This window comes from Haliea sp. E1-2-M8, assembly GCF_030649675.1.
Classification (GTDB): Bacteria; Pseudomonadota; Gammaproteobacteria; order Pseudomonadales; family Halieaceae; genus Haliea.
Window position 1 is genome coordinate 1 of sequence record NZ_JAUTDR010000031.1, and the last position, 26037, is coordinate 26037.

Here is a 26037-nt window from a genome sequence, read left to right on the forward strand (position 1 = left end):
TGACCATTCGGAGGGTGCAGCTTGCACAGTTCAGGGCGGCGTTGGCAGGGCGTAGATTATTTTGCGCTTACACTAAATTGCGAGCGCTTTTAGTAATCTATGCCTAACCAAATTTGTGATAAAGCAGCCGCCCACACAACATCTCTTCGCGTGTGATCGAGGGGCTTTTGGCCCCCGGGCTCGCTTCACGATTTGCACTACAATCAGTAGCGTCGACTAACTCCTGCACTGGGATTCGCTATGCCAAACTTAACGGACAATCCGCCCGCCAATGTAGCTCTTGAATTGACTCACCTGAAAGCGGCCGTTGATCTGGCCATCCCGATCAAAAAGGTCAGCAAGAACCTGCTAATCGCCACCTGGAATCTCCGTGCCTTTAGCTCACTCACCAGAAAGTGGACTGCCACTTCGACAGATTCCCCAAAGCGTGATCTTAGAGGTCTTAGGGCGATCTGCGAGATAATCTCGCGATTCGATGTCTCACACACCTCCACTAGGCTACTGGGTCAAGGTTAACGCCGGAAAGCCGCCAAGAAAGCCAGCCCTAAAGGAGTTCAGCGAACAGTTTATCAATCACGGAAGAGTAAAAGTTAAACAACAAAAGATCAAACGGGACTGGATCAGATTGTAATCACTAAAGGCGGAAATATTTCAACCAATTAATAGAGAGTTCAGTCAGGGCGACGTAGCCTACAATCAATGCAGGTAAATGAGCCTATTAAAATTCGACCCGAGATCCCGCCTGCTCCGCGCTATTCAATATTTAGGGATCATCTGATTAATCGACAAAATATAAGGAACCCATGACACGCTACATCTCAATTTTGAAATTCACGACGATTCCGGCTCAAAAAGTCTGTGATGGGTCGTATTTCAGCGGTGCGCATGGGATTTCCTCGCTGGTTTCCACTTTTCAGGCACAACTTGCCTGCAAAGCTGGTTGGCTACGTCTCAGCAGCGTTCGTTTGGCGATCACAAGATTACTCAGCGCACAGGCAACGAACAGGCGACGAGCATTTTTATCCAGCCCGCGATATCTCACTTTCGAGAATCCAAACTGACATTTGATGATCCCGAACTGGTGTTCCACTTTGGCCCGCACACGCGACTTGTTCCTGTTCCTGGCGCGATTTTCATCCGTCAGCTTTCGGTTGCGACTGCCCTTCGCCTGTGTGAAGTCCTTGGCTCGGGGCGCATTGTCAGCGATCGTCTGTTTTTTCCCACTGTACGCGGAGTCATCCCAGATTCTGGTTTCTTCGCCGTGGAGCAGGTCGGGCAATACCTGCGAATCGTGGACATTGGCAGATGTGGCGACAACGGAGTGGATGAGCTTTGTACGACTGTCGACACAGATAAGCGCCTTCATACCGAAGTACCACTGGTTGCGCTTGCGGGTCTGATGCATCTGCGGATCGCGCTCCTTCTTTTTGTTCTTGGTGGAACTCGGTGCGCTGATGATACTGGCGTCGACAATAGTGCCCCGGGATACCTTCAGGCCATTCTCCTGCAGATACTGATTCACCAGGTGGAACAGCTGATCACCCAGATTGTGCTTTTCCATCAAGTGGCGAAACTTGCAGATCGTGGTTTCGTCCGGCACTGGGTCTCGACCGAGGTCGACCCCAACGAACTGGCGGAGCGAGCGAGAGTCGTAGAGGGCTTCCTCGGCGGCCGGATCCGACAGGTTGAACCAGTGCTGAATGAAGTGGATCCGCAACATTCGCTCAATACCGATCGGGCGCTAACAGCGCCCTCCGGCTTCGGATAGAAGGGCTCGATAGCAGCGGTCAATTCCTTCCAGGGGATGATGGTTTCCATCTCCTCCAGAAACTGCTCTTTGCGAGTATTCTTCCGGTATTTCTCGAATCCGGCATCGAAAAAGGAGTCTTGGCGCATCAGGTTCAACTCGTTCTCGGGACTGGACCCATTATAAATTATCATCGGATTTGATCAGAGCATCCTTAGCCCACTCATGTATTAAACAGCCGGGCACCCTTCGCCGATATCTCAAATTGACTCCCGAGGACACCACGAGGCATGTGAAAAACTGACCAAACCAGGGTTGTCCGCCCGCACGATGGCCAAGGGAACTTCTGCGCAGCTCGCGCTGAATCGCCCATTGCTCTCACAGTTCGCTCTTATCAATGGGCTCTCGATAATATCCAGAATCTCGGGCAGTATACCGCCCGACAGGTAAACCCCCGACATCGCCTCCATGCTGAGTGCAATATCGTCTGCCACCACACCGTCAAATGCACAACGTGCGTTTGTGCAGCCTCTGTCAGAAAATAAATAAGGAGATGACGGTAGGACTAAGACACCGGAAGTCTCCAGCCTCGTTCAAAGAGCGGTTGTTTAGCGCTATACTCGCTCATGCCGCTGTGACTTGCGATTGTCATTCGCAGGGGTCGAACGCTAAAAAATTGCCCAGATGTTCGCCAACCAAAACGATACGGATATGACGAATCACGCCGTGCGGGTTCCAGCGTGTTTCCGACCCCCACTGCCGGCAACAGCCATCAGTGCTTGACAGTTGTCGAGCATGCGGTTGGAGAATGCCCATTCATTGTCGTACCAGGCCATAACTTTCACCATGTAGCCGTGTACCCGAGTCTGCCTGGCGTCAAAAATGGACGAAGCTGATTGATGATTGAAATCAATCGAGACCAAAGGTTCGTCGTTGTACTGCAATACCCCGGCCATCGCGCTATTGGCAGCGGTCTTGATCAACGCATTCACTTCGTCAACAGATGTGTCGCGACTGGCCAGGAAATTGAAGTCCACCAGGGACACGTTGATTGTTGGCACCCGAACGGCCATACCGTCTAGCTTACCCGCCAACTCCGGCAGAACCAGACCCACCGCCTGAGCGGCGCCGGTCTTGGTGGGGATCATGGACTGTCCGGCTGCGCGGGCACGATAAATATCCGCGTGATAGACGTCGTGCAGGTTCTGGTCATTGGTAAAGGCGTGGATGGTTGTCATCGAACCCTGTTCGATCCCCAGACCATCGTTCAGAACCTTGGCGACAGGGGCCAAACAGTTGGTGGTACAAGAGGCACTGGAAATTATTTCGCTGCGATCGGACAGTACCCGGTCGTTCACCCCGTACACAACGGTCTCATCCACCCCGGAGGCCGGAGCTGAAATGATCACCTTGCGGGCGCCGGCGCCTAGGTGAGCTGCGGCCTTCTCGCGGGTAGTGAATAGTCCCGTGCATTCGAAAACGACATCAACCCCCAGCTTTCGCCACGGCAACTTGGCCGGATCACGTTCCGCGCAGATGTGGATGCGGTCACCATTGACGATCAATGTATCGCCCTCACTCACCACCGATCCGTTAAAGCGTCCGTGTACAGAGTCGTAGCGAGTCAGGTGGGCGTTGACCGAGGTATCCGCAAGGTCATTGATGGCCACGAGCTCGATATGCTGGTGATAATCCGACTCGTAAAGTGCGCGGAGAATATTCCGGCCGATCCGACCATAACCATTGATTGCCACACGAATTTTCATAGCACCTTCCGACCCAATGAGTTATATAATTACATAAAAAACACGCCGTCTTGGCATCATATCCTATTATGTGTAATTTTATTACTTTTTTATGGAAAATCACCTTCCACTATCGTATTGAAAGCAAAGCGGTTTAGGGCAATGCTGCAGATCCTGACGGACGCAGGAAAACTACCGCCACCGCACCGGGAGACCCTTTGGACCATGGAGCTGTAATGAATATTCTTAGTCAACTGAAATCGCGACGCGATGAGCTAAGCAGGGCGGAGGCCAAAATAGCCGATGTAATCCTGGCAGCGCCCGATGATGCAGTGAATATGGCCACCGCAGCACTCGCCAGGCGCGCCGGCGTCAGCGATCCCATGGTGTCGCGTCTCTGCCGCAATCTCGGCTGTAGTGGTTTTCCCGACTTCAAAGTGCAATTGGCGCGCAGCCTTGCCCACCAGACAAGTTTTATTTCCGAGGCAGTTTCCAAGGGTGACAGTGCCAAAACCGTCATAGAGAAGCGCATCAGTGCAAACCAGGCGGCACTGGAATACCTTCGCACCCATATCGACGGTGAAACCGTGGATCTGGCAGTCAGCCTGCTGCACAATGCCCGTCAGATCGTGATCGGCGGAATGGGCGGGGCCGGCGCCATTGCCCAAGACGCACATCACAAGCTTTTCCGACTGGGCGTGCCCACCATCGCCTATGACGACCACTTGATGTTGCGCATGGCCGCCGCTGGCGCGACGCCCGAGGACTGCTTCCTCGCCTTCTCGTTCACCGGCAAAACTAGGGCGATGATCGAAATTGCGGAATTGGCGAAACAGAGCGGCGCCCGCCTGATCTCCATTACCAACCCCACATCACCCCTGGCTAAACTGGCGGATGTCACCATTACCTCCGGTGACGAGATCGAAGACACCACTATCTATGTGCCGATGACGACCCGGATCATCATCCTGACCATCATCGACATTCTGGCGACCGGCATGGCCCTGGCCGGCGGCCCGGAAATCGAGGATCAACTCAAAAAAATCAAGAGCAGCCTGGATGCGACAAAAAAAGGTCAATCCAAACGAAAATTCAAGCGCGATTAGTCAGGCCGAAAGGCCCGTCGCTTCAAGCTACAGGCGCTCTATTTCCTCCCAATCGCCCAAGATGATGGCCTGCGGATCCAGCATCCAGGTACCACTGACACAGACGACGTCGGGCGGCGCCAGGTAGCGCCGCGCGTTTTGCGAAGTCGCCCCACCGGTCGGCAAAAGCGCAACTGTGGCAAAGGCCTCGCTAGCGACTTCAAGATTGCCACCTCACGTGCGACTTCGGCCGGGAAAAACTTCAGGTGTCGCAGCCCTGCTGCCCTGCTGTAAAATGGCCGATTAGCCGTCCACGACCGATTGCTGTTGGTGCGTAGAATCATCGAACATGACTTGAGCCCCATCGAAGCTGCCCAGTCCACGGGGGTCAGCGCGCTCACCGCGTACAAGTGGCTTTACCGGTACAACGTAGAGCGTAAGGCCGGCCTGCTGAACCGTGCGTCCCGCCCCCACCACTGCCCTCACGCCAAACCCCAACAAACCATCAAACATGTGAGCCATTTCAGGCGTCGACGGCAAACATACCTGCAGATCGCTGAATCGACGCGGGTCAATCGAAGCACGGTCGTCCGCATCCTGTCTCAAGCAGGACTGCCTCGACTGAGCCAGTTGGAACCTGCCAGATTCGAGGACGGGATTCAACTGACAGGGTTAACCATATTATGACTTACGGATTCGAGGTGCGATTTCATTGCTTGTCGAAGACCGACTGCATCCCGGCGCGCAAATGCATCAACCATCGCTGCGTGGTCACGTTCATACCTTTCGCGTCGCATGTCGTTCAATGACCGCCGCTTTATTTCCTTCCACGCCGTCTTATTCCGTGCTAGATGAATGGCTTTATAGATCCTCGTCAGCACAGTATTCCTGGCCGAATTTATGATGGTCAAATGCAACTCAGCCTCCCAGCGCTCATATTCCTCAACAGACTTGGCAGCGAGCGTATTTTGCAGGCATTTTTGCGCGTGCCGGATCTCCGTTTCTGTTGCTCTTGCTACAACGATCTCCGCGGTAGCCGGCTCAAGGATAACCCTCAACTCGTTAATTTCGGAGGGACTCGCATCTCCCTTGATAAACGCTGCGATATCGCTCTCCGGCTCTTCGTCCTCGCCCCGTACGAAGGTCCCGCGCCCAACATACCGCACAATAATACCTTCTTGCTCTAACTTTCCTAGAGCCTTTCGAACGGTGTTTCTCGCGGCGGAGAACTGGCTGATCAACGACTTCTCTGTCGGAATCCTGTGCCCATTCGGCCAATCGCCGCTCGAAATACGGTCCAGTATGTAATCCATGATCTCGCCAGCCGCCCTCTGGGAAGCCTCGCGAACGTTTTCCATGCTTTCCTCTGCTGCTTTAAACTACACGTTAATATGGGAAGTCACCGCGCGACCCCTAGCGCGATCCGAAGTGGTGCATAGTAGATTATACCCTCTTCCGAATGTTAAGCGAACCATTCTCGATTGTCATCGTGCAATGATGCCGGTGACACCAAATCGATGCCGTCTCGAAACAAATATATCGTAGGGGCCTACCACCGAACGAATAAGCTGCATGAGACAATTGTGTGTTGTTGGCCCCAAGCGGTAGTGTCCCCTCGAGGGGGAATTTCTGAATCGGGTTGACAAACCACTCTCGTGTGTTTAAAGACATACAGACGATTCGCTTCGAAACAGTCTGTATAATTAAGCAGACCCGTCAATTGACTCAAGAGGAGAAAACTCAGCTCCTGGCGCGGATGATCATCCACTAGAATGACTCGGAACGTGCCTTAACTGCACGACTGGGCCAGCGCTGCCCGCCGAGGGAGAGCGCCCTAGCGGATTTAGCAAAATAGCAGATACCAATTGCTGGAGGTGAATCTGAAGGAGATCCCGTGTCTCCATACATCCCGCACTGCCCTATCAGACACTGCGCCACCTACCCGAGCACGACCACAAACCTGCAGAAAGCCAACACACCAGTAACGATAGCACCTTGTGAGGGTCAAGGACTAGGGTCACGACTAGCTGGAGGGGGCGTGCTTGTCAACAAAGAGTTGCGTTCATTGACTATGCAGCCTTTACCAATGATGGTCTCTCAGCGCACAGTTCTTTTTGATTCAGCCAGACGTCGTCGGTTCTCTCCCAATTTCGTGTCGGCCCAGACCACCGTTGTAGATGTGCGACTTTTGCTGCCTCGTAAACTGCTTGCCGCTGCTGCAGCAGCTCGGTGTCGAGGCCAGCATGCCGCTGCGCCGGCGTCACGTATTTAATCGCGCTGTGACGATGCTCATTGTTGTACCAGGTAGCGAGCTCGTAGACCCAAGCGTGCGCTGCTACGATACTCTCGAACGGCTTGTGGGGGTAGGCCGGCGTGTACTTGAGCGTACGGAACAGGCTCTCGGAGTACGGGTTGTCGTCGCTCACCGATGGCCTGCTGAACGATGGGACGATGCCCAGCCGCTGCAGGGTTGCGAGCATGGTCGCGCCCTTCAAGGGGCTCCCGTTGTCAGCGTGAAGAGCCAACTGTCCAAGGCGAATACCTTCCGCCATACAGGCCTTGCTGATCAGAGTGCTGGCATGCTCCGCCAATTTCTCCGAGTGGACTTCCCAGCCGACGATCTTGCGGCTGAAGATGTCCTGCATCATGTACAGGCGGTAGAACTGCCCGCGGATGCTGCTGGCAAGGAAGGTAATATCTCAAGTCCAGACCTGATTGGGCGCTGTGGCGCAAAAGCCCTGGGGTTTTGCGCCTTGCAGGGTTGCTCCGCAGTACCGCGACGATTGACCTGCCCGGCATCACGCAAGACCCGGTAAAAGCTCGACTCCGAGGCGAGATAGCGGCCCGCATCGGGCAGGCGCGGCACAATCTGCATGGGCGACAGGCTGCAGTACTCGCGGAGATTGCACACGCGGATAATCTCTTCGCGCTCCATTAGCGTCATTGCATTGCCAGACGTACGGGCCTGGGCGGCAGCCTTGCGTTGGTCGCCAAGCACCGCCAGCCTGAGAGCTCGTTTCCACCGTTGCAGTGTTCGCACATCAATGTCCGGTATCTCGCAGGCCCTGAAGCAGCGGGCGCGAGCCGCCACCGCTTCCTCAATCAGCTCAATCGCCTCTTGCCGATCCGCCTCCACAATCAATCGTCCTCGTTGTCCCCCAGATCGCTCGGGCTTTTTTTGGAGCACTAACAGGGCCGCTGCCTCCGCCAGGGCTTTCTCCTTGCGGTTGAGTTCATTCACCGGCTTGCGGCTCTTCTTCCGTTCCTGCTGCCACTCCCGGCGCTCCACCGCCGTCAGCGGACGGTCCCCATCGGCCCCGGATTCAGCTGCTGCCCGCCAGCGCCGCGCCTGGTCGACATACAGCCCTTTTTCCCGACTATGCGGAAAGCTCTTCCTCGTTGAGGGCTGCCGTCTCAATGACGATCGCAAGCTTGTTCTTGCCGCTCCAATTCTCTGGATTGGAGGGGTCTGCAGGCACGGGGTTACCTCGATCACGGTATTGGTTACGCCAATTGTACAGGCTGACATTAGAGACGCCGAGATCCCGACTGACCTGTGCCACGGATTGGGCATTGGGCGGCAGCAGTCGCCTGACCGCCTGCTCTTTGAACTCTCCTTTGTATTGTCCCACGCTGGCCTCACTGACCGCACCCTCCTTGAGATTTAGAGTGAAAAATGGGCGCGAGAACTATGCTGACAGAGGGAGGGACTCTATTCACCTTGTTGGGACAATTCGTCTGGTTCGCTACGACCCCAATAGGGCCATCGGAAAACAATACCATTAGTCAAAGCTCACCGCGAGGAGGTGAGAAAAACGCTGCATAACCATCTTCGCGGGACACTACCCTGCCCCTCCTTTCAAAATCAAGAAGAGAGCAAATAAACAAAGATGTCAAAAACCGACGAATTCGGCTTGCTACCATCGAGGAATTTTGCGATCATAACTACATCTTTAGAACATTACGCCTCTTTTGATTCCGTTTTATGATCCGATTAACAGGCAACGCCTCGCTTACCTATTACTGAATAGACCATGGTCTAGAATGCGATATTTACCTGCAGTGCAACTGATAACACGATAGTAGGAGACATCAGAATGAGTAAAACGAAAATCGGCTTCATCGGGTTGGGAACAATGGGCATAGTGATGGCACGTCGACTGATGGACGCTGGCTACCCGCTTACAGTCTGGAATAGAACCAAGGCCAGCGGGGAACCGCTCATCACTGAGGGTGCAACATGGGCGGATTCACCAGGTGAAGTAGCAGCTATCTCCGATGTAGTATTTACCATAGTTTCCGATGCCGCCGCGTCCGAAGCAGTGATTTGCGGCCCCGGAGGTATTCTGGAGGGTGCGGCACCGGGTCTAATCGTCATTGATTCAGCGAGCATTGCCCCTGAAGCGTCACGGGCTCACGCCGAGCGGGCAAGGTCCAAAGACGTGTATATCCTAGACGCACCGGTTTCGGGCGGACCGAAGGTCGCCGAGAAGGGCGCACTAGGGATTATGGTAGGGGGCTCGAAGGAGGCATTCGACACATGCGAGCCAATACTCAAAGAATTGGGTAGTATGGTTCTTTACGCAGGAGACAGCGGTAACGGCACAACTCTAAAAGTCATCGCCAATCTCGTCATGGGAGTCGCTATACAGGCTTCCGCCGAAGCGCTTGTACTGGCCGCCAAAGCGGGTATTGACCCGCAGGTTGTCATAGACATTACATCATTGCCAGGCACGGGACCGCAAACCGGCGCAATGGCTACGCGTGGCCCACGGATGATCAGTCGTAGCTTTTTTCCGCCGCACTTTTCTGCGAACAACATGTACAAGGATCTATCGGGCGCGATGCATCTTGCGGAGCAATTGGGAGTGTCATTACCGACCGTAAGTGCCGCGCGGGAATTGCTTCGAGCTGTAATTGCACAAGGAAAAGGCAAACACGATTCGAGTGAGGTAGTGACCATACTCGAAGCGATGGCAGCAACCTCTGTTGGGAAATAAACCCGAGGGGATTTAGCAGTATACTTACTGCGTTCAACAACAAGCACGGGAGATTAAGAAATGGCAAAGAAGATATTGAAACCGAAAAATTGGATTCCAGCAGGTCCGTTTAGTCTGGGCACGCAGGTCGGAAATCTCGCGTTCTTGGCCGGTCAAATTCCAGTAGAAAATGATGGGAGTACGATTGGTGTTGGAGACGTGAAGGCTCAAACCGAGGTAGTCATCGATAAAATCGAAGAAATTCTTGCCGAGGCGGGAATGGGGTTACCGGATGTCGTGTCTACCACTGTATACCTGCAATCGCTCAGTGATTATGCAGCGATGAACGAAGTCTACTCTAAGCGATTCGGGGGTGATTTTCCCGCTCGAGCAACGATCAGAGCTGACCTCGCTGGTGAAGGATTGCTGGTGGAAATATCCGCCATCGCAGCGCTCAGCAATTAGGCAAAAAGATAGGATCCGTTGTGCAGGATTTTAGCTAATATGGCAGTTTTGCTTGGAGCAATCGCGGACGACTTTACCGGCGCAACGGACCTATCTAATACGCTGATCAGCAGCGGAATGCATGTAATTCAAACTATCGGCGTTCCGAAGAAATCTGTCGACATCAGTAAAGCAGATGCTGTGGTTGTGGCTCTGAAATCAAGAACCGCTCCAGTCGACCGGGCAGTTTCAGACTCTATCGCAGCACTTCGCTGGCTTCGGCGACTTGGTGTACAACAATTTTTTTTCAAGTATTGCTCCACTTTTGACTCTACTCATGAAGGAAACATTGGACCTGTTGCCGATGCCTTACTTACAGAGTTGGAGGAAAATTTTGCGCTGGTCTGTCCAGCATTTCCAGCAAACTCAAGAACCGTTTACATGGGGCATCTGTTCATCGGTCATAAACTACTTTCAGAGACGCCAATGAAAGATCACCCACTCACTCCAATGCAAGATGCAAATCTAATACGGTTGATGAGCACTCAGTCAAACCGTCGAGTAGGTCTAGTTCCATACAATGTAGTAACAACTGGTAGCGAAGCAACGGAGAAAGCCTTCGAATCACTGCGCCTAGAAGGGATTTCGTATGGCGTGACAGATGCCCTTTCCAATAAACATCTTGCAACTATCGGCGCTGCCGCTAGGATGCATCGCCTAATTACCGGCGGGTCAGCGGTAGCTCAGGGTCTTGCTGAGAACTTTCGCCATGCTGGCCTACTAGGTCCACCACAGAAGCCTCGGCTGCCTGAGGTTGCTGGAACGGCTGCGATTCTGGCCGGCAGTTGCTCGCAAACAACTCGCAAACAGATAGCCTGCTGGCAGCAAAATCAGTACCCATTGCTCAAACTGGATGTCAGCCGAATAGCCTGCGGGGAAGCGGACCTCGAAGAAATACTCGCCTGGGCCGAAAACCATAACGATCAACCGATACTTATCTATTCCTCTGATGACCCCGCTGATGTTCAGGCAGTTCAGGAGCAATATGGCCGTGAGCAAGTGTCAGCCTTGATCGAGGACACAATGGGAAAAATCGCGATTGGCCTTGTTGGCATGGGTAGGCGCAAGCTGATTCTAGCCGGCGGAGAAACAGCAGGCGCAGTTGTCTCGGCACTCGGTATCGATGGCCTCAGGATCGGCCCCGAAATAGATCCCGGCGTACCTTGGACCGAAACTATAAAGAAACCACGCATTGCTCTGGCACTGAAGTCTGGCAATTTTGGAAGTGACGATTTCTTTATGAAGGCTTTCAGGATGCTCCCATGAATGAATCGCGATTACGAGAACGAATTTCAATACTATCCCAATCTTTGTACGAACGAGGTTTAACGTTCGGCTCTACAGGCAACATAAGTGCCCGTGTTGATGGGGGCTGGCTCATGACTCCAACAGGTGCTTCTCTAGGCGAAATCGATCCTGAGCGAATCTCGCTCCTAGATGAGCAGGGCAACTGGGTCGATGGAGATAAACCAACCAAAGAAGCCTTTCTCCACTTGTCAATGTATCAGCAGCGTCCTAAGGCCGGTGCTGTAGTACACCTGCATTCAACCCATTCAGTTGCAGTCAGCTGTCTGGCCGACATTAATTCTGATGATGTACTACCGCCGCTAACTGCCTACTACGTCATGCGAATAGGTACCTTACCACTTGTTCCCTATTTTCCTCCGGGCGATCGCAACCTGGCCAGAGTCGTAGCCGGTTTGGCTTCAAAGCATCACGCAGTTCTACTTGCGAATCATGGTCCAGTTGTTGCTGGAAAATCTGTGGAGGAAGCCGTCTTTGCAATTGAAGAACTCGAAGAGACAGCTAAGCTTTTCTTGTTGCTGGGAACTTCCAGACTGAAACTTCTGTCCCCCGAGCAGATTGCTGAATTAAAGAATCGATTTCCCACAGATATCTGACGCTGAAAATCAGCGTTCACACAAACCTACGCCGTCGCCGAGTCCTTCTTCAGCAGCCTTAAAAAGGAGCGAATCTAGTTCTCGGGAATGGACCAATTATAAATGAACATCGGAATTGATCAGAGTAGCCTTAGTCATTGAATCCGCCAAGTCACTCGGGAGTATATCCGGCACCAAGAACAGGAAGACAAACGGATAGATCAGTTGAAGTTGATGTAGCAGTGGCGGCCCCCTCAAGGGAACATAAGTAGCCGAAGGCTCCGTAATTTTCGCTTTGGGCGACTCACAAAACTAAAGCCGCCAGCTTTGCCGGAGGGTATTTACTCAATCACTGTCCAACCGGGTGGATCCAGATCCTCCGACCATGCTGTGACAAAGTCATCAAGGGTATCAGCTGGATGTATCAACAGATCCCTCGCAAATGTTCGCACACCGGAACCTTGGACGTTCGAAAGATAATCCACGGGCGACTTGCCATCAACTCGTGCTAGTAAAAGTGCAGGCAAGAGTTTCACAATACGCTTCTCCAGCTGACAACTCGACTCCCAGTTCACATGACCCTTGTACTCAGTCCAGATTCGATCAAAAACGAGTAGCAGCTCATCGCGTTGATCCGGCAGCAGTACCGATTTTAGTAGCATGTGATTCAGCAGGAATGCGACGTCAAACGCCGGATCGCTGAAGCAAGCACATTCTGCGTCCAGAAATATTGCCCCTTCTGGGCCGAGAAATATATTTTTAGGGCTCACATCACCGTGCACCAGGGCCAGCCGGTGCTTTTGTACAGACTGGACGATATCTATCAGCTCCTCCGCCAGATCTGGGTTCTGCTTTGCGGCTTCGATAAGATAAGGTTCCAGCCGCAGAAGATAGAAATTGTCTTTTTTCGAAAATTGCTTCTCAGAGTTCCGGTCGCCGGCTGTCGCGGCATGCAAACGACCCAACACTGACGCAACCTGTCGCCCGGAATCAGCCTCGACAATTCCACTTACGAGTAAAGTCTTCCAATTGTGGTGGGACTCCGTGCTCAGGAACTCCATCACGAAGGCGCCGGCGCGCCGGTCGACGCCGAGCACCCGAGGCGCATGGCCGGGAACGATACGATCGGCGGCATGCAACCACGCAATTTCGGAAAATACTCGATCGGTCGGCACCGACCAGTCCTTTTCAACTTTCAGTTTCGGCAGCGCTTGTTTGATACAGTAAATGCCCGAGCCTACGGTCACCTTGAGTATCTCAGAGGACACGCCACCGCTTAGCGCCTCAATCACCGGATTTTCGCCGTGCTCGGCAAAACCCAATTCATGCAACAGGCCCGAGATGAATTCCGGTGTCATGGCAAGTCCCGGAGACAGGCTGCGATACTATCGCGCAACACGGCTTCTGCGCCCAGACGCCTGAGCATCTTCTTGTCCCGCTCTCACTTTGATCGGCAGTGCACCAAGACCGGAAAATGCTTTCGTCGCTGCACCACCACGTTCAATTCGCAATGCCTCATTCCATTTTGCCATCCTTTCTGAGCGCGAAAATGAACCGACTTTAAGCTGGCCCGCATTCCAGCCGATGGCGAGGTGAGTAATGGTTACATCTTCGGACTCGCCAGAGCGGGCAGAAATAACTGTGCCCCAACCTGCGTCCCTGGCACGATCAAGTGTTGCCTTGGCCTCAGTTATTGTACCCACTTGGTTAGGTTTGATAAGCACGGCATTGCAGCAGCCGTCAGTGATGGCTTGGGAGACCCGATCAACATTGGTCACCAGGTAATCATCACCAATGATCTGTATTTTATCGCCGAGCACATCTGTAAACTTGCGCATGCCTAGGACATCGTCCTCAGCTACGGGATCTTCGATCGACAGAATTGGATATTTCGCAACCCATGAGCAAACGAGATCCAGCCAGGCATCGGAGTCAAACTGACGATCCTCCATAGCCAATCGATAGTAGCCATCTTTGTATAATCCGGATGCCGCTATGTCCAGGGAAATCATCGCTTCGCCATTCCCGTAACCAGCCCTCTCAATTGCGCCTGTGAGCACCTGAAGTGCTTCCTCGTTAGACGAAAAATTCGGCCACCACCCGCCTTCGTCAGCGACACCCATTCTGCCGCCACGAGCCTCCATGCACTCGCCTGCGATGCGGTAAATGTCTGCGCAAATACACAGCGCCTCATCAAATGTGGAGGCACCGACAGGCATCACCAGAAAATCCTGAACATCGACGCGCCGTCCGGCATGGGCACCACCACCGAAAATCTGCACCTCAGGAAGCGGCATGCTGATCGCACGGCCTTCAGCCAGGTGACTCCAAAGTGGCTTGCCGGTGGTTTCGGCGGCTGCATGCAAAACGGCCATCGATGTGGCAATAAGCGCGTTTCCACCAACCTTGTCTCGAGTTGAACTTGCATCAAGTTCAATCAGTCGCGCGTCGACACTTGCCTGGCACATGGCATCCAGACCGACGAGCGCGGGGGAAATCAGGTGTGCGACATTTTCCAGTGCACGCGCGACACCATAACCGCCATAGCTTGCACCGCCATCGCGCAAGTCCACTGCTTCGTTGGAACCACATGATGCACCAGAGGGAGCAATTCCCCGCCCTGTTATGCCGCTTTCCAGGACCAACTCGACCTCGACGGTCGGTCGTCCTCTGGAGTCCCACACGCGAAAGCCGTTCACGGCCCTGATCGATGTTTTCATTATTGAATCCCAAATCAACGAGAATGCGGCAGCCGCTCCAGCCAGTGGCTAGATACGCGTGGTTCATCGTCTAAGGTACAATAAGTGGAAACGTGTGCGCAAGTCGCAACTCGAACCCTTAGCTCCCGTTCAAGGGTTTGCATCGCGGAACTGGAACGACACGATAGGCGCAATCCGTTGGGTGATCTGGCATATCGCCAAGTGACGAAATCGCAGTTATACCTCAACAGATTTCGGCAGCCAGGATTTGAGGAGTCGAACGCTTGCACACGTGTCCATTCCTCGGGTAGAGTATAGGTAAATCTAAAATAGTCTTTATAGGTATCAGCAGGAATTGCGCTTGATGCACACAATAGCAATCTGCCGTACGTGTCCGCGGGATACGCCGCAAAGTGGCACCTTCGGATTGGAGCTACGGGCCGAATTGCGCACCAGGCTGGCTGACGACGGGCCAAGCATAATGATGGTGCAGTGCCTGGGGAGTTGCCGGAAACCATGCGGAGTCGCATTTGATGCACCCAACAAGGCACGTATTCGCTTATCCGACATTGCTGTACAGGACGCGGGCCTGCTGACACAGGCCGCGCGCAACTACGTGCATTTTGGCACCGCACTGTCCAGCCTCAATGTCTTTCCGATGGCACTTCGATCTAGAATTAGTGCCATAGCACCGAAACATGCCATGGTAGGAAAATGAACGACCAGATCGTCTACGCGAATTTTACTCAGGCTGAACTCGACGCTCAGTACAACAATAGAGCGCGCTTTCCCGACTACGAGACTCATTTCGCCAGCTGGACGAAGTGGAGTGCAGCGACACGCGATAAGCTGCCCTGTAATCTTGACGTTTCCGTTGGCGAAACACCGTTTGAACGCATCGATATTTTCCCGTCGCCTGCGAAATTGGCGCCGATTTATGTGTTTATAAAAGGTGGGTATTGGTATTCCCTTGATAAAAGTCACTACAGCTACGTGGCCGAGGGGATGCGACCACACGGGATTACTACGGTTACCAACAATTTCGGTTTGGCGCCCGTTCACGACATGGACACGATCGTGGAACACAATCGATCAGCGCTGGCGTGGCTTTGGCGGCATGCAGATGAGATAGGCGCCGATCGCAATCGAATCTACATCGGCGGGCATTCGGCAGGCGGCCATCTCGGCATGATTTTATTGGGTACTGACTGGCCATCGGTCGATCCTTCCCTGCCACAGAACCTTGTCAAAGGGGTCTGTTCAATTGGGGGATTGCACGATCTGGAGCCAATCCGAAAATCACTCATTAATCAGAAGTTGCACCTCACAGAAGAGCAGGCCAAGCGTCACAGCCCGGTAAATCTCGAATTTCCGATCTCCGCGCCATTGTTGCTCGTGACTGCGGTCGATGAGTCGCCGGAACTCCACCGCCAATCCCTAATCATGAAAGAAGTCTGGGAGAAATATGGCTATCCCGTAGAGATGATAGAGCCGCCAGGCCTCGATCACTTCAGTGTCGTGAACAACCTTGGCGATCCCGATTCCCTGCTGGTTCTACGCCAACTCGAGCAGATGCGCTATGCATTCTCCATTTAGGCGGGAATTAATCGCCGTAGCGCATGCAATCCGCACCCAACCATCGGGAATGTTATCACAATGAATAGCAACGACATGCAACATCTGAGTGAAGACCGTGATCACATAGCCGCGAAACTGCGAATAGCCGTGCGCGATCGAGCATTGATTGAGCCGGTACGCAATGAGATCAGTGACCCATCCGACGCACTGGCAAAATCAATCCAACGCGCGAACATAGATTTTTGGGTTAAAGAAGGACGGCGGATTGTTGGCAGCAAAGTCGGTATTACATCCCGCGCGGCTCAGGAGCAATTCGGTATTGACTCACCCGCTTACGGCACTCTTTTCGCAGATATGGTCGAAACGGATGGCGCATCTATCGATGCAAATGTTGTCTCGCAGTTGCGAGTAGAAGCTGAAATCGCTTTTGTTCTTAACTCCGATATCGACAACCCCAATACAACTATAGTCGACGTAATTAGCGCTATCGACTATGGGTTGCCGGCAATAGAGCTTGTCAGCTCGCGCATTCGGGACTGGGACTTAAAGTTGTTCGACTTTATCGCAGATAATGCAGCGGCCAGTATGATCGTGCTGGGGGAGACACCTTTCGATATTCAATCCTGCGATGTACGCACGCTGGGTACAGTTACGACCATCAATGGCAATCATCGATCTTTTGGTAGTGGCGGAGCGTATTTGGGAAGTCCATTGCAATCGCTACTTTGGCTCGCGCGCGAACGAGTCACCGATGGCAACCCTCTCCGTCGTGGAGAAGTCGTCATGACCGGCGCACTGGGACCCATTATATCGTCAGGCAAAGGTGCATTCATTGATGTCCGCATCGGCCATCTGCCACCGGTGATAGTTGAGATCACTTGAGGCATCGGGATTTTTCGACCTATTTTTAGGAGAGACTTCATGAATCCACAATTGTTCACGAACATCCAGATTTTTGATGGAACTGGCAGTGATTGCTTTCCAGGGGAAGTTCTTGTCGAAGGCAACCGGGTCACTGCCGTCAGTCATGGCAGCAACATGCTCGGCCGAGACCCGGGTATCGACGTTATCGATGGCCGGGGGATGACGCTGATGCCCGGGTTAGTCGAAGCGCATGCGCATGTTACCTACAGCAATATGGTGCACCTGAAAGAGATGGGTGAGATTCCGATTGAGGAGCATACGATACTCGGGTTGGAGAACATGAAACTGATGCTAGATTCGGGCTTTACAAGCCTGTATTCGGCCGCGTCGTCGAAAATGCGCCTTGAGGTGTCACTCCGAAACGCAGTCGATGCCGGTAGATTTGCTGGCCCGAGAATGCGCGCTGCAAGTCCAGAGATAGTAGCAACGGGTGGCCTGGGTGACGACAATCAGTTGCATATGCATCATCAGGGCATCGAAGTGGTCGCTGACGGAGCCGATGAGATCCGGAAGATGGTACGCTTGCTCATCCGCGAGGGCGTCGACACGATCAAACTCAACATATCGGGCGACAATTTCAAGCGTAAGGACTTTGGTCGTCAATTGTCCTATACAGAAGAGGAAGTAGCCGCCGCCGCCGAAGTCGCACATGAGCGCGGGGCCTGGCTGTCATGCCATGCTCGCGCCGATGCAGCCGTGAGGCTCGCGTTGAAATACAACTTCCGTTGCATCTACCACCTCGACTTTATCGAAGGAGAGACATTTGACCTGCTCGAAGAAAAGCGAGATTCCATTTTTCTTGCACCGGCCATAGGCATAATATATACGACCGCATATGAAGCCGGGCCCTGGGGTATCACTGAAGAAGTAGCGCACCACATGGATATGTTCGGGATGCTGGAAACCGCCCCGCAAGTATATGCCGAACTAAAAAAACGAGGGATGCGAATACTGCCGGGGGGTGACTATGGCTTCGCGTGGAATCCAATGGGAACAAATGCACGCGACCTGGAACACTTCGTAAATATACTCGGCTTCACACCCAACGAAGCGCTTATGGCCGCGACCAAGTGGGGCGGAGAGATTATGGATATCCCCAACCTCGGTCTGGTAAAGGAGGGCTACCTGGCAGACCTGATTATGGTTGATGGCAACCCCGTTGAAAATATTAAGCTTTTTCAGGATCGGGATAATATACGAATGGTGATGAAGGACGGCGTGTATTACAAGCGAGACTCGGGAGAGCAGATAGCGACCGTAACCGTTGCCGCCTCCACCAAATCGGTCTGGGAACCCTGATCTGCCGTGAAGGAACGAAAATGAAACTCGGAAATGCAGACTATGCCAGCGCGCATCCAGGCGAGGTTACTTGACAATGAAAGCTCTTCTGCACTTTCGTGCGAGCGATTTTTTAGCTCGGCGGATGCGACAAAGAATGCCGTCGTGGCTGGAACTGGCGATTGTCGACCCCGAGGACGAGGCAGGCATAAAGGAGCAACTTTTAGACACGGACGTCCTGTTTCACGTATTGGCGCCCGCTGACCGAGCCCTGATGTCGCTGGCGCCGAATCTCAAGTTGATTCAGAAAATCGGCGTCGGAATCAATACCATTGATCTTGATGAGGCGCATCGCAGGGGTATTCTGGTTGCCAACATGCCGGGCACCAACAGCCAGGCAGTGGCTGAAATGACTCTCGGCTTGATGCTGACTGCCATGCGCAAGATCGTGACCTTCGATCAGGCGACCCGAAACGGGCAAGGGTGGAGCTTGTCGCCAGAGACCATGGACGACGTCGGAGAAATAGGTGGAAAGGTGGTCGGGCTGATTGGATTTGGCGCCGTTCCTCAACGCCTCGCACCAGCCTTGACGGCATTGGGCGCGAAGGTCATTTATTGCGACCGCCGAGCGTCAGCCAGCCCAAATGGCGAGCGCGTTCCAATGGACGATCTCATTCGTCGAGCCGATATCATATCGTTGCATGTTCCGTTGACGCTTGAAACGCAAGCCATGATCGGCCACGTGCAGCTTGAAAAGATGAAAAAGGGTGTCATACTCGTAAACACGGCGCGAGGCGAGCTGATTGATGAACAAGCTCTCTACGGCAATCTCGTATCAAGACATGTTCGTTGCGTAGGTCTCGACGTATTGAATACAGAGCCTGCATGTAGTGACAATCCATTATTCACACTCCCGAATGTCATTGTCACACCACACGTATCTTGGCTTACTTTGGAAACAATCGAGCGAAGCCTCACGGTCGCGGTGGAGAACTGTCAATTGCTCCTGAACGGATCCCCCCTCATCCATCAGGTGCCTACTTGAGCACAGTGGCGGAAAATGGACAATATGCACCCATATTTGCTTACCACCACTGAAACCGACCGTTTATTGCCATGACTCCGCGCAACAGCCCGGCTGCGATAACAATAAAGGATATCGCGAAGGAGCTTGGTCTCGCCCATACCACGGTTTCGCGAGCCTTGAACGACCACCCCAGGATCAGTGCTGCCACCAAGAACAGAGTTCGAAAGGCGGCACGGGACCTAGGATACATTGCTAATCTCGGCGCACGAACCATGCGACGCGGCACTGCGAAAGTGGTCGGGCTTATCGTCCCCGATATACAGAACGAATTTTACAGTGCCGCTGCGCGAGCAATGGCCCAGCAGTGCTCCGCCTCTGGCTACCATCTAATTCTGGGAATTTCGGAGGACGATCCGGAAAAAGAGGAACAACACGTAAGAACCCTGCGGGAAAATCTGGTTGCAGGTGTACTTATCTCGCCGTCGCCAGATCCGACTGAAGCAACCATAGAACTGTTGGATAGCGTTCCCACCGTACAGATACTTCGCTTCGACACGCGACTTGGCTCTCTTGTCGTCAGGGCAGACGACCGTCGCTCAATCATCACTTGCACAGAACATTTGATTGATTCGGGCCATCGACGCATCGGCTTTATCGGGCCGCCGACTCAACTTAGTACCGGCCGCCAGCGTTATGCTGGATTCCGATACGCCATGCAGGCAGCGGGTCTTGAGTTGGACAAAAATTTGCTTGTATTCGTTACGCCCCGTCCCGAATGCGGAGAATCCGCGTTTGATAGGATTCATTCACACTCTCCCGCTCCTACGGCGATCGTCGTCGCCAGCTCGCGCCTGGTACTCGGGATGCTGCGTGCTGCGAATCGCCTCCAAATCAACATTCCCGAATCTCTGTCACTGGTCGCTTACGGCGATGCAGACTGGTTCAGTATTTGCACACCACGCATTACGGCTGCCGCGCTGCCCATCCAGGAAATGAGCGAAATGGCTACCAAAATGCTTTTTGATTCCCTTTTGCCCGAGCTATCGCGACGAATACGCCGAAAAAGAGTGGTATTTTCCACTAAGTTGATGATTCGTAATTAGCCCCTCAAATCTTCGTTCGCCGCGGCTCATCCAATAAATCGGCACACTACTCCACGCGGTTTCGTAAAACTCCTATACCGTCTATTTCGGCTTCCACGAGGTCGCCGCGCTGCAGAAACCGACCCGAACCAAGGCCAACGCCTGTTGGTGTACCCGTAAAAATTATATCTCCCGCTTCAAGGCTCGATCGCTGATCAGAAAATCGGAGCAGTTCGGCAATAGTCCACGTCATTTCTCCTGTGTTCCCATCTTGTCGGATGTCTCCATTCACACTCAGTTTCATCCGGAATTTCGGCTGCCCTTCCGAAAATTCGTCAGTCGTAACGATCCACGGCCCAACGCCACAGGTACGATCTTGGCTTTTCGCTCCCAAAAGATCCATGCTGATGTCTCTCGGACCGAGCATCTGCAGATCGCGTGCACTAACGTCGTTACCCACAGCATAGCCGAGCACACAAGAGAGCGGATCAGCATGATCAATACGATGCGAACCCACAACGACCACCAGTTCAACCTCGTAGTCTAATTGTGTCGTCAGCGGTGGATAGCGAATCGGATCATTGGCCCCAATAAGCGCACCGTAGGCTTTCAGGAAAACTACCGGCTGCTCAGAGGCTCTTAGATCAATTTCTGCAAGATGTTGCGCATAGTTTCCACCCACGACCTCCACCTTACTAGTTTTCTCTACGGGCGGCAGCAGCCGAACGTCTGCCAGCGACAACTCACTATCGTCCAGTTCTAGAACTTTGACATCCTTTCCGTGCGTGAATTTGGGAGCCCAGGAAGAAAAGTTCCCACGAATTTCACGCAAAGTCCTGCGTTCAATATCAACTGACGCCCAAAATATTCTGTCTCCTTCACTACATCGAGCAATACGCATACCAGGCAACCCTATGAGACAAAGAAAACATAGTTAATTTTTCTTCGTTATTATATAAACACGTTAGTTTATTTCTATACACCGAAAATCCAGCACATCAACGGTGCTTTACGGCAGGATTGAACGTGATCGCGAAAATAATCAGCACAACAATGGAAAAGATCGAAGGCAACATCCAAAAAATACGGAATTGTTCACCAGTCAATGCTGCTGCGTCCCCGAGGAATAGATTATAGACAGAGCCTGCAACCTGTGCTCCAACAAGCATTCCCAATCCATAGGTTGCAAAGACAAAAAGACTCTGCGCCTGCGCACGGAACATCGGTGAAGCGTGACGTTCGACGTATATTTGACCGGCGACAAAGAGAAAATCGTAGCAAATCCCGTGCAACAGAATTCCAGTTATTATCAGTAAAAGCAGCCCATCCGGCGCTCCAATAGAAAACAGCATGTAACGCAACGCCCACGCACCCATGCCAATGGCCAGCACCCACTTGACACCAAGTCGCCGGAAACAAAGCGGAAGGAGTAACATGAAAAATGCTTCCGACATCTGGCCGAGACTCTGCATCGCGGCAATGTTTCGGAACCCCCGTGTCTCAAGAAATATCTGTGTGAAGTTGTAGTATGCTGCTAACGGAATACAGATCAGGATCGAACTGAAAAGAAATACATAAAATGATGGACTTCCGAGAGACCTCAGTGCGTCCCAACCCAGTATGCCACCAATCGATAGCGGCATTCCTTTTGCGGACGGCGGAGTCGCGGGCAACGTGAAACTGAAGAACCCAAGGATCAATGCCGCTACTCCCGACAGATACAGCGGTAGCGGCGTTCGTTCAGGGATAACATCTGCAGTAAACCAAACAAGGACAAAACTAATTATCAACCCCGCAACAATCCAGCCCAAAGTTCCGAACACCCGGATGAGCGGAAACTGTTTCTCCGGTTCCGCAGTGTGAAAAAAAACCAGCGAGTTCGCAAGTGCGAGTGTCGGCATAAAACAAAGATTGAACACAAATAGAAGACTGATGAAAACTATTGGGGTTCCTGAGGCCTGCGGCGTTAACAGCATGAAGACGCCTGCCATCAAGAGTAGTACGCCAAGCATCTTTTGTGTCTGAAATAAGCGGTCCGCAAACAGCCCGAGAAAAAGAGGGCTAGCCATTGCAGCAATCGGCGTAACGGTGTACGGCCAGTGCGTTAGATTTTCCATCCCATGATTGCGCATGTACACTGCAACCGTCGTATACCAGGCACCCCATATGAAATATTGCAAGAACATCAGAATACGCAGCTTAATTACGATAGTAATCGACAGGGGCATTTCTATCAATCCTCTGATAATATCTTGCAGTGGCTTATCTTAGGCTATTGCTTTATAGAACAGGCGAATCGACGCGACAATTGAAATTGCGCCAAAAAGTATACTTAGCTTCCTTTCCGAAAATTCGTGCGCAATTCTCACGCCAAGGGGTGCAGCAATCACTGTAGACGGAGCAATCAGCAGAAAACCGATTAAGCTTACATAGCCCAAGCTTCCTGGTGGTACACGTACATCGTCGAGACCAGCGAGGATAAATCCCACAGAGCCCGGCACCGCGATTATGAGACCAAACAAAGCAGCAGTACCAACAGCACGATGAATTGGATGATTGAACAATGTAAGGGCAATTACTGAAAAGGTGCCTCCGCCGACGCCCATCATACTGGAAAAATTGCCTATTACTGCGGGGATAACTGGAACCCATGCGCCTCGGGGTACAGACTGCGTGAAATTACGGCTCTCTGGGAACAGAATCAACTTCACCGCTGTTGCAAGCGCCAATGATGCAAATATAAAAGCAAGCGTGCGGCTATGCACCATAGAAGCGATCCAAGCCCCTATGAGCGCGCCAGCAAATAAAAAAGCAGCCCATCGCCTCACTATTTCAAGATCAACGGATCCACGGCGATGGTGCGCATACGCTGATGTGAGCGACGTCGGAATAATGATAGCCAACGAGGTCGCAACAGCAACGTGCATACGTATAGCGGAATCAATACCAAGATAGCTGAGGGCGGCTTCCAGAGCTGGTACGGTAATGATCCCTCCTCCAATGCCAAACATTCCAGCAAGCACACCGGCTATTAGGCCTACGGCTACCAAAGCGACAACGACAACTAACCAATCTTCCATGTTGGATCTCAGTGATATTACTAAAGAATCTGTCTGGAACGGCAGATGCTATAGTGGTCCTGCCATGGTCGTAGACGTTCAAAGGTAGCGCTTGCTGCTAGAACATCACTATCGGCGTAGCGTTTGCCTATTATTTGCATACCCACAGGTAGCCCATTTACGAGTCCCGCCGGTATCGACGCGGCAGGATGGCCTGTGAAATTTATCAGGTAGGTTAGACACCACCCGATCAAGGGATCAACGGGTTCACCATTAATTTCGCTGGGACCCAGCGTATTGCCGTCGTTCGCATTATCCACTGGCATACATCCCAGTGTTGGCGTAATCAAAAGATCATAATTATTTAATACGCCCTGAATTGCATCGTAGATTTCCGTACGAATCGACTGGTCGTTGGCGATGTCCAACATTTTCATATCAGGCCCCGCATCGATCCATCGCAGATACTCGGGCGGGAAATCTTCGCGGTGATCTCTCAGTAAATCAAGGCCGGCAGCCTTGAACCCTTCTAGTCCCTGTACATTCAACGGCGTAATAAGCCGGCACCACAAGTCGCAGAGTTCAGTTTGCGGCCGCTTTATGCCAACCTTTACCTGTTCAACAATTGCACCGGCTTCTTCGAAGGCCCTCACAGCCTTAGCCACCGTATCTGCCACGCGGCTATCAACCGGGTAAACATCGAAATCCGGACTGTAGGCAATCTTCCATCCCCGAATCGACCGTCGTGTCGACTCAGTAAAGTCGATCTCTTCATCGATACTAAAAGGATCGGCTGGGTCATAGCCGGACAGGACGTTCAATGCAAGCGCAGCGTCTTCCACAGTGCGGGTGATCGGTCCTTCGTGCACAAACGGGTTTGTCGCAGCGAATGCGTTTGGTCGCATATGCACCGGGGTTCGCCCGTATGACGCTTTGTACCCGACCAGATTGCACCAGGCAGCAGGAATACGTATTGAGCCTCCTGCATCGGAACCCTCGGCAAACGGAACTAGGCCGTCAGCGACAGCGGCTGCACTACCACCCGACGAGCCACCGGTATTCTTTTTTGTGTCGAACGGATTACGCGTCGGCCCGAAAAGGTAGTTGTCACATGTCCCGCGAAAGCCCATTACAGGGCTGTTAGTCTTGCCAACAAGAATTCCGCCCGCAGCTTCGATTCGTGCAGCAAAGGCGCAATGAAAGTCGGTAATATTATTTTTCAACGCACGGATTCCGCCCAATGTTGCAGGCCAGCCTGGCTTGAAGTCGAACAGGTCCTTTATCGCCACCGGCACACCGTGCAGCGGCCCAAGCGCTTCACCAGACATCAATTCCTTCTCAGCTTGCTTTGCGCTCTTCCTAGCGTCGTCGAATCCGAGAAAGACGAACGCATTCAGACTTGGGTTCCTCTTTTCGATTCTCGCTATAAAGGCGTCAACAACCTCTACCGGCGAAAAATCCCGCCGACGAATACGAAGGGCAAGTTCCGTCGCGCTCAAATAAGCAAGATCATCTGATAAAGCCACAATTATCTCCCATGATAGCCGCAGCAGCGCATGCGGCTGCGTAGCTGAAGCAACCGTACTGTTGGTGGTAACTCACGCCGCTCAATTCGATAATCTGTCCGCCGATCCGCCAAAATAAAAATTGAGCATCGCTTGATTGACTTCGAACGGCCTTTCAATTGGGGTCCAATGGCCAGTACGGCTGAAAACCAGCGCACTCGAATCAGGAATCCGCCTAGCAAGTTCTTGTGTATTGACAGGCGGCCCAACCGGATCTTCGTCACCGGTTAATAGAAGCGTTGGACACCGCACGCGCTCGACTTCAGCGGCCTTCGCCCCCGCTAACGCCTCGCATGTCCTAGCATATCCCTCTGCGCTCTGGCGCATCAGAATCTCTCGAACCATGGCAGCTACTGTCGGCTGATTTGCTCGCGTATCTTCTGAAATAGACACGCCGACCATTGCGTCTGCAATGGGCACCATACCTTCGTTTCGAGCCAGTACAGCACGGTCAGCTAAGGCCTTGCGCGCAGGTGGCGGAGGTTCAGCCAAAGGGCCCATGAGCAGCATACTGCGCACCCGAGTGCTGTGCGAAACCGCCAGATGCTGGCATACGATAGTTCCCATAGAATGGCCGACCAGGTGCGCGGATTCGATATCCAGTGCATCAAGTAGTGCCACCATATCCTCCACGAACCCATCTATCGATGGTGTTCCGTTCAGTGGAGATCGCGCGGACCCGTTCAGATCAGGGCAAATGACATTGAAATTTCTGGCAAGCATGCGACACTGGCCGAACCAGGTGTTACTTGAGCCGCCCAGGCCATGAATCATGAGGACGGCTTCGCCTTCGCCATGCTGCTCGACAGCGAGCTCCTTTCCGTTTACTTTCATGGTTAAACATTCCTCGAGAAATCCGCAGGGTGTCGCTTGTGGCACAAGGAC

24 protein-coding genes and 3 pseudogenes are annotated in these 26037 nt (G+C 52.8%); 12 read left to right on the forward strand and 15 right to left on the reverse strand.

Annotation, left to right across the window (positions count from 1 at the left end):
* Nucleotides 1-913: 913 nt before the first annotated feature.
* The 3 genes and pseudogenes from Q6D67_RS18925 to gap all read right to left on the reverse strand — a co-directional run bounded on the left by Q6D67_RS18925 (nt 914) and on the right by gap (nt 3513).
* Nucleotides 914-1896, reverse strand: a pseudogene (locus Q6D67_RS18925) (IS5 family transposase).
* Between the two features lie 111 nt (nt 1897-2007).
* Entirely contained in the window at nt 2008-2334 is a 327-nt protein-coding gene (locus Q6D67_RS21905; RefSeq protein WP_370551995.1) for a glucokinase, read from the reverse strand.
* 132 nt (nt 2335-2466) lie between these two features.
* On the reverse strand, nt 2467-3513 hold the full coding sequence (gene gap, locus Q6D67_RS18930) for a type I glyceraldehyde-3-phosphate dehydrogenase (protein ID WP_304707236.1): 1047 nt from the start codon (nt 3511-3513) through the stop codon (nt 2467-2469).
* Nucleotides 3514-3728: 215 nt separating this feature from the next.
* On the opposite strand from gap, the gene Q6D67_RS18935 reads away from it, so the two are divergent.
* Nucleotides 3729-4598: an SIS domain-containing protein gene (locus Q6D67_RS18935; RefSeq protein WP_304707275.1), complete on the forward strand. Its 870-nt coding sequence runs from the start codon at nt 3729-3731 to the stop codon at nt 4596-4598.
* A gap of 27 nt (nt 4599-4625) precedes the next feature.
* On the opposite strand, the pseudogene Q6D67_RS21910 reads toward Q6D67_RS18935, so the two are convergent.
* Nucleotides 4626-4942, reverse strand: a pseudogene (locus Q6D67_RS21910) (hypothetical protein).
* On the opposite strand from Q6D67_RS21910, the pseudogene Q6D67_RS21915 reads away from it, so the two are divergent.
* Nucleotides 4884-5264: pseudogene (locus tag Q6D67_RS21915) on the forward strand (leucine zipper domain-containing protein); the annotation flags it as partial. The pseudogenes Q6D67_RS21910 and Q6D67_RS21915 overlap by 59 nt on opposite strands.
* Here the strand turns inward: Q6D67_RS21915 and Q6D67_RS18945 are convergent.
* The 4 genes from Q6D67_RS18945 to Q6D67_RS18960 form a co-directional block, all read right to left on the reverse strand.
* Nucleotides 5237-5935: a FadR/GntR family transcriptional regulator gene (locus Q6D67_RS18945; protein ID WP_304707238.1), complete on the reverse strand. Its 699-nt coding sequence runs from the start codon at nt 5933-5935 to the stop codon at nt 5237-5239. The pseudogene Q6D67_RS21915 and the gene Q6D67_RS18945 sit on opposite strands and share 28 nt — an antisense overlap.
* A gap of 711 nt (nt 5936-6646) precedes the next feature.
* Nucleotides 6647-7225, reverse strand: coding sequence for an integrase core domain-containing protein (locus Q6D67_RS18950; RefSeq protein WP_304707239.1), 579 nt, complete (start codon nt 7223-7225; stop codon nt 6647-6649).
* Nucleotides 7222-7995, reverse strand: a complete 774-nt coding sequence (locus Q6D67_RS18955; protein WP_304707240.1) for a hypothetical protein — start codon at nt 7993-7995, stop codon at nt 7222-7224. The genes Q6D67_RS18950 and Q6D67_RS18955 overlap by 4 nt, the downstream gene beginning before the upstream one ends.
* Complete coding sequence (locus Q6D67_RS18960; protein ID WP_304707241.1) at nt 7955-8209, reverse strand: transposase; 255 nt, start codon at nt 8207-8209, stop codon at nt 7955-7957. The genes Q6D67_RS18955 and Q6D67_RS18960 overlap by 41 nt, the downstream gene beginning before the upstream one ends.
* Before the next feature lie 465 nt (nt 8210-8674).
* Between Q6D67_RS18960 and Q6D67_RS18965 the strand changes: the two genes are divergently transcribed.
* The 4 genes from Q6D67_RS18965 to otnC are packed head-to-tail and all read left to right on the forward strand — an operon-like array spanning nt 8675 to nt 11961.
* The gene (locus Q6D67_RS18965) at nt 8675-9577 is read left to right on the forward strand and encodes an NAD(P)-dependent oxidoreductase (RefSeq protein ID WP_304707242.1); all 903 of its coding nucleotides are present in this window, start codon (nt 8675-8677) and stop codon (nt 9575-9577) included.
* Between the two features lie 60 nt (nt 9578-9637).
* On the forward strand, nt 9638-10021 hold the full coding sequence (locus Q6D67_RS18970) for a RidA family protein (protein WP_304707243.1): 384 nt from the start codon (nt 9638-9640) through the stop codon (nt 10019-10021).
* A 39-nt stretch (nt 10022-10060) separates the two neighbouring features.
* On the forward strand, nt 10061-11326 hold the full coding sequence (otnK, locus tag Q6D67_RS18975; protein ID WP_304707244.1) for a 3-oxo-tetronate kinase: 1266 nt from the start codon (nt 10061-10063) through the stop codon (nt 11324-11326).
* A complete protein-coding gene (gene otnC, locus Q6D67_RS18980) occupies nt 11323-11961 on the forward strand; it encodes a 3-oxo-tetronate 4-phosphate decarboxylase (RefSeq protein WP_304707245.1) in 639 nt (212 codons plus the stop codon). The genes otnK and otnC overlap by 4 nt, the downstream gene beginning before the upstream one ends.
* Before the next feature lie 320 nt (nt 11962-12281).
* Here the strand turns inward: otnC and Q6D67_RS18985 are convergent, their stop codons facing one another.
* Nucleotides 12282-13298 (reverse strand): phosphotransferase, encoded by a 1017-nt coding sequence (locus Q6D67_RS18985; RefSeq protein ID WP_304707246.1) that lies wholly within the window; start codon nt 13296-13298, stop codon nt 12282-12284.
* 27 nt (nt 13299-13325) lie between these two features.
* Nucleotides 13326-14660, reverse strand: a complete 1335-nt coding sequence (gene eno, locus Q6D67_RS18990) for a phosphopyruvate hydratase (RefSeq protein ID WP_304707247.1) — start codon at nt 14658-14660, stop codon at nt 13326-13328.
* Between the two features lie 343 nt (nt 14661-15003).
* Here eno and Q6D67_RS21920 point away from each other — a divergent pair, with 343 nt between their 5' ends.
* From Q6D67_RS21920 to Q6D67_RS19015, 6 genes are all read left to right on the forward strand, one after another.
* On the forward strand, nt 15004-15357 hold the full coding sequence (locus Q6D67_RS21920) for a DUF1636 family protein (protein WP_370551994.1): 354 nt from the start codon (nt 15004-15006) through the stop codon (nt 15355-15357).
* Nucleotides 15354-16235 carry an alpha/beta hydrolase gene (locus tag Q6D67_RS18995; protein WP_304707248.1) on the forward strand — a complete coding sequence of 294 codons (882 nt, stop codon included), beginning with the start codon at nt 15354-15356 and terminating at the stop codon, nt 16233-16235. The genes Q6D67_RS21920 and Q6D67_RS18995 overlap by 4 nt, the downstream gene beginning before the upstream one ends.
* A 60-nt stretch (nt 16236-16295) precedes the next feature.
* Nucleotides 16296-17099, forward strand: a complete 804-nt coding sequence (locus tag Q6D67_RS19000; RefSeq protein ID WP_304707249.1) for a 2-keto-4-pentenoate hydratase — start codon at nt 16296-16298, stop codon at nt 17097-17099.
* A 39-nt stretch (nt 17100-17138) separates the two neighbouring features.
* On the forward strand, nt 17139-18440 hold the full coding sequence (locus Q6D67_RS19005; protein WP_304707250.1) for an amidohydrolase family protein: 1302 nt from the start codon (nt 17139-17141) through the stop codon (nt 18438-18440).
* Between the two features lie 76 nt (nt 18441-18516).
* Nucleotides 18517-19464, forward strand: coding sequence for a D-isomer specific 2-hydroxyacid dehydrogenase family protein (locus Q6D67_RS19010; RefSeq protein ID WP_304707251.1), 948 nt, complete (start codon nt 18517-18519; stop codon nt 19462-19464).
* Nucleotides 19465-19535: 71 nt separating this feature from the next.
* On the forward strand, nt 19536-20549 hold the full coding sequence (locus tag Q6D67_RS19015) for a LacI family DNA-binding transcriptional regulator (RefSeq protein ID WP_304707252.1): 1014 nt from the start codon (nt 19536-19538) through the stop codon (nt 20547-20549).
* A gap of 46 nt (nt 20550-20595) precedes the next feature.
* On the opposite strand, the gene Q6D67_RS19020 is transcribed toward Q6D67_RS19015, so the two are convergent.
* The 5 genes from Q6D67_RS19020 to Q6D67_RS19040 all read right to left on the reverse strand — a co-directional run bounded on the left by Q6D67_RS19020 (nt 20596) and on the right by Q6D67_RS19040 (nt 25986).
* Nucleotides 20596-21429: a fumarylacetoacetate hydrolase family protein gene (locus Q6D67_RS19020; protein WP_304707253.1), complete on the reverse strand. Its 834-nt coding sequence runs from the start codon at nt 21427-21429 to the stop codon at nt 20596-20598.
* Between the two features lie 97 nt (nt 21430-21526).
* On the reverse strand, nt 21527-22756 hold the full coding sequence (locus Q6D67_RS19025; protein WP_304707254.1) for an MFS transporter: 1230 nt from the start codon (nt 22754-22756) through the stop codon (nt 21527-21529).
* A 39-nt stretch (nt 22757-22795) separates the two neighbouring features.
* Entirely contained in the window at nt 22796-23608 is an 813-nt protein-coding gene (locus Q6D67_RS19030) for a sulfite exporter TauE/SafE family protein (protein WP_304707255.1), read from the reverse strand.
* Between the two features lie 20 nt (nt 23609-23628).
* The gene (locus Q6D67_RS19035; RefSeq protein WP_304707256.1) at nt 23629-25113 is read right to left on the reverse strand and encodes an amidase; all 1485 of its coding nucleotides are present in this window, start codon (nt 25111-25113) and stop codon (nt 23629-23631) included.
* 81 nt (nt 25114-25194) lie between these two features.
* Entirely contained in the window at nt 25195-25986 is a 792-nt protein-coding gene (locus tag Q6D67_RS19040; RefSeq protein WP_304707257.1) for an alpha/beta fold hydrolase, read from the reverse strand.
* Nucleotides 25987-26037: the final 51 nt, after the last annotated feature.

What these genes read in the sequence shown, in the direction of transcription:
- eno (WP_304707247.1), bottom strand. Translation starts at nt 14,660, where the DNA reads ATGAAAACATCGATCAGGGCCGTGAACGGCTTTCGCGTGTGGGACTCC.
- Q6D67_RS18935 (WP_304707275.1), top strand. Translation starts at nt 3,729, where the DNA reads ATGAATATTCTTAGTCAACTGAAATCGCGACGCGATGAGCTAAGCAGG.
- Q6D67_RS19015 (WP_304707252.1), top strand. Translation starts at nt 19,536, where the DNA reads ATGACTCCGCGCAACAGCCCGGCTGCGATAACAATAAAGGATATCGCG.
- Q6D67_RS19020 (WP_304707253.1), bottom strand. Translation starts at nt 21,429, where the DNA reads ATGCGTATTGCTCGATGTAGTGAAGGAGACAGAATATTTTGGGCGTCA.
- Q6D67_RS19040 (WP_304707257.1), bottom strand. Translation starts at nt 25,986, where the DNA reads ATGAAAGTAAACGGAAAGGAGCTCGCTGTCGAGCAGCATGGCGAAGGC.
- Q6D67_RS19000 (WP_304707249.1), top strand. Translation starts at nt 16,296, where the DNA reads ATGAATAGCAACGACATGCAACATCTGAGTGAAGACCGTGATCACATA.
- gap (WP_304707236.1), bottom strand. Translation starts at nt 3,513, where the DNA reads ATGAAAATTCGTGTGGCAATCAATGGTTATGGTCGGATCGGCCGGAAT.
- Q6D67_RS18995 (WP_304707248.1), top strand. Translation starts at nt 15,354, where the DNA reads ATGAACGACCAGATCGTCTACGCGAATTTTACTCAGGCTGAACTCGAC.
- Q6D67_RS19030 (WP_304707255.1), bottom strand. Translation starts at nt 23,608, where the DNA reads ATGGAAGATTGGTTAGTTGTCGTTGTCGCTTTGGTAGCCGTAGGCCTA.
- Q6D67_RS18985 (WP_304707246.1), bottom strand. Translation starts at nt 13,298, where the DNA reads ATGACACCGGAATTCATCTCGGGCCTGTTGCATGAATTGGGTTTTGCC.
- otnC (WP_304707245.1), top strand. Translation starts at nt 11,323, where the DNA reads ATGAATGAATCGCGATTACGAGAACGAATTTCAATACTATCCCAATCT.
- Q6D67_RS18970 (WP_304707243.1), top strand. Translation starts at nt 9,638, where the DNA reads ATGGCAAAGAAGATATTGAAACCGAAAAATTGGATTCCAGCAGGTCCG.
- Q6D67_RS19025 (WP_304707254.1), bottom strand. Translation starts at nt 22,756, where the DNA reads ATGCCCCTGTCGATTACTATCGTAATTAAGCTGCGTATTCTGATGTTC.
- Q6D67_RS18945 (WP_304707238.1), bottom strand. Translation starts at nt 5,935, where the DNA reads ATGGAAAACGTTCGCGAGGCTTCCCAGAGGGCGGCTGGCGAGATCATG.
- Q6D67_RS18965 (WP_304707242.1), top strand. Translation starts at nt 8,675, where the DNA reads ATGAGTAAAACGAAAATCGGCTTCATCGGGTTGGGAACAATGGGCATA.
- otnK (WP_304707244.1), top strand. Translation starts at nt 10,061, where the DNA reads ATGGCAGTTTTGCTTGGAGCAATCGCGGACGACTTTACCGGCGCAACG.
- Q6D67_RS19010 (WP_304707251.1), top strand. Translation starts at nt 18,517, where the DNA reads ATGAAAGCTCTTCTGCACTTTCGTGCGAGCGATTTTTTAGCTCGGCGG.
- Q6D67_RS21920 (WP_370551994.1), top strand. Translation starts at nt 15,004, where the DNA reads ATGCACACAATAGCAATCTGCCGTACGTGTCCGCGGGATACGCCGCAA.
- Q6D67_RS18950 (WP_304707239.1), bottom strand. Translation starts at nt 7,225, where the DNA reads ATGATGCAGGACATCTTCAGCCGCAAGATCGTCGGCTGGGAAGTCCAC.
- Q6D67_RS19005 (WP_304707250.1), top strand. Translation starts at nt 17,139, where the DNA reads ATGAATCCACAATTGTTCACGAACATCCAGATTTTTGATGGAACTGGC.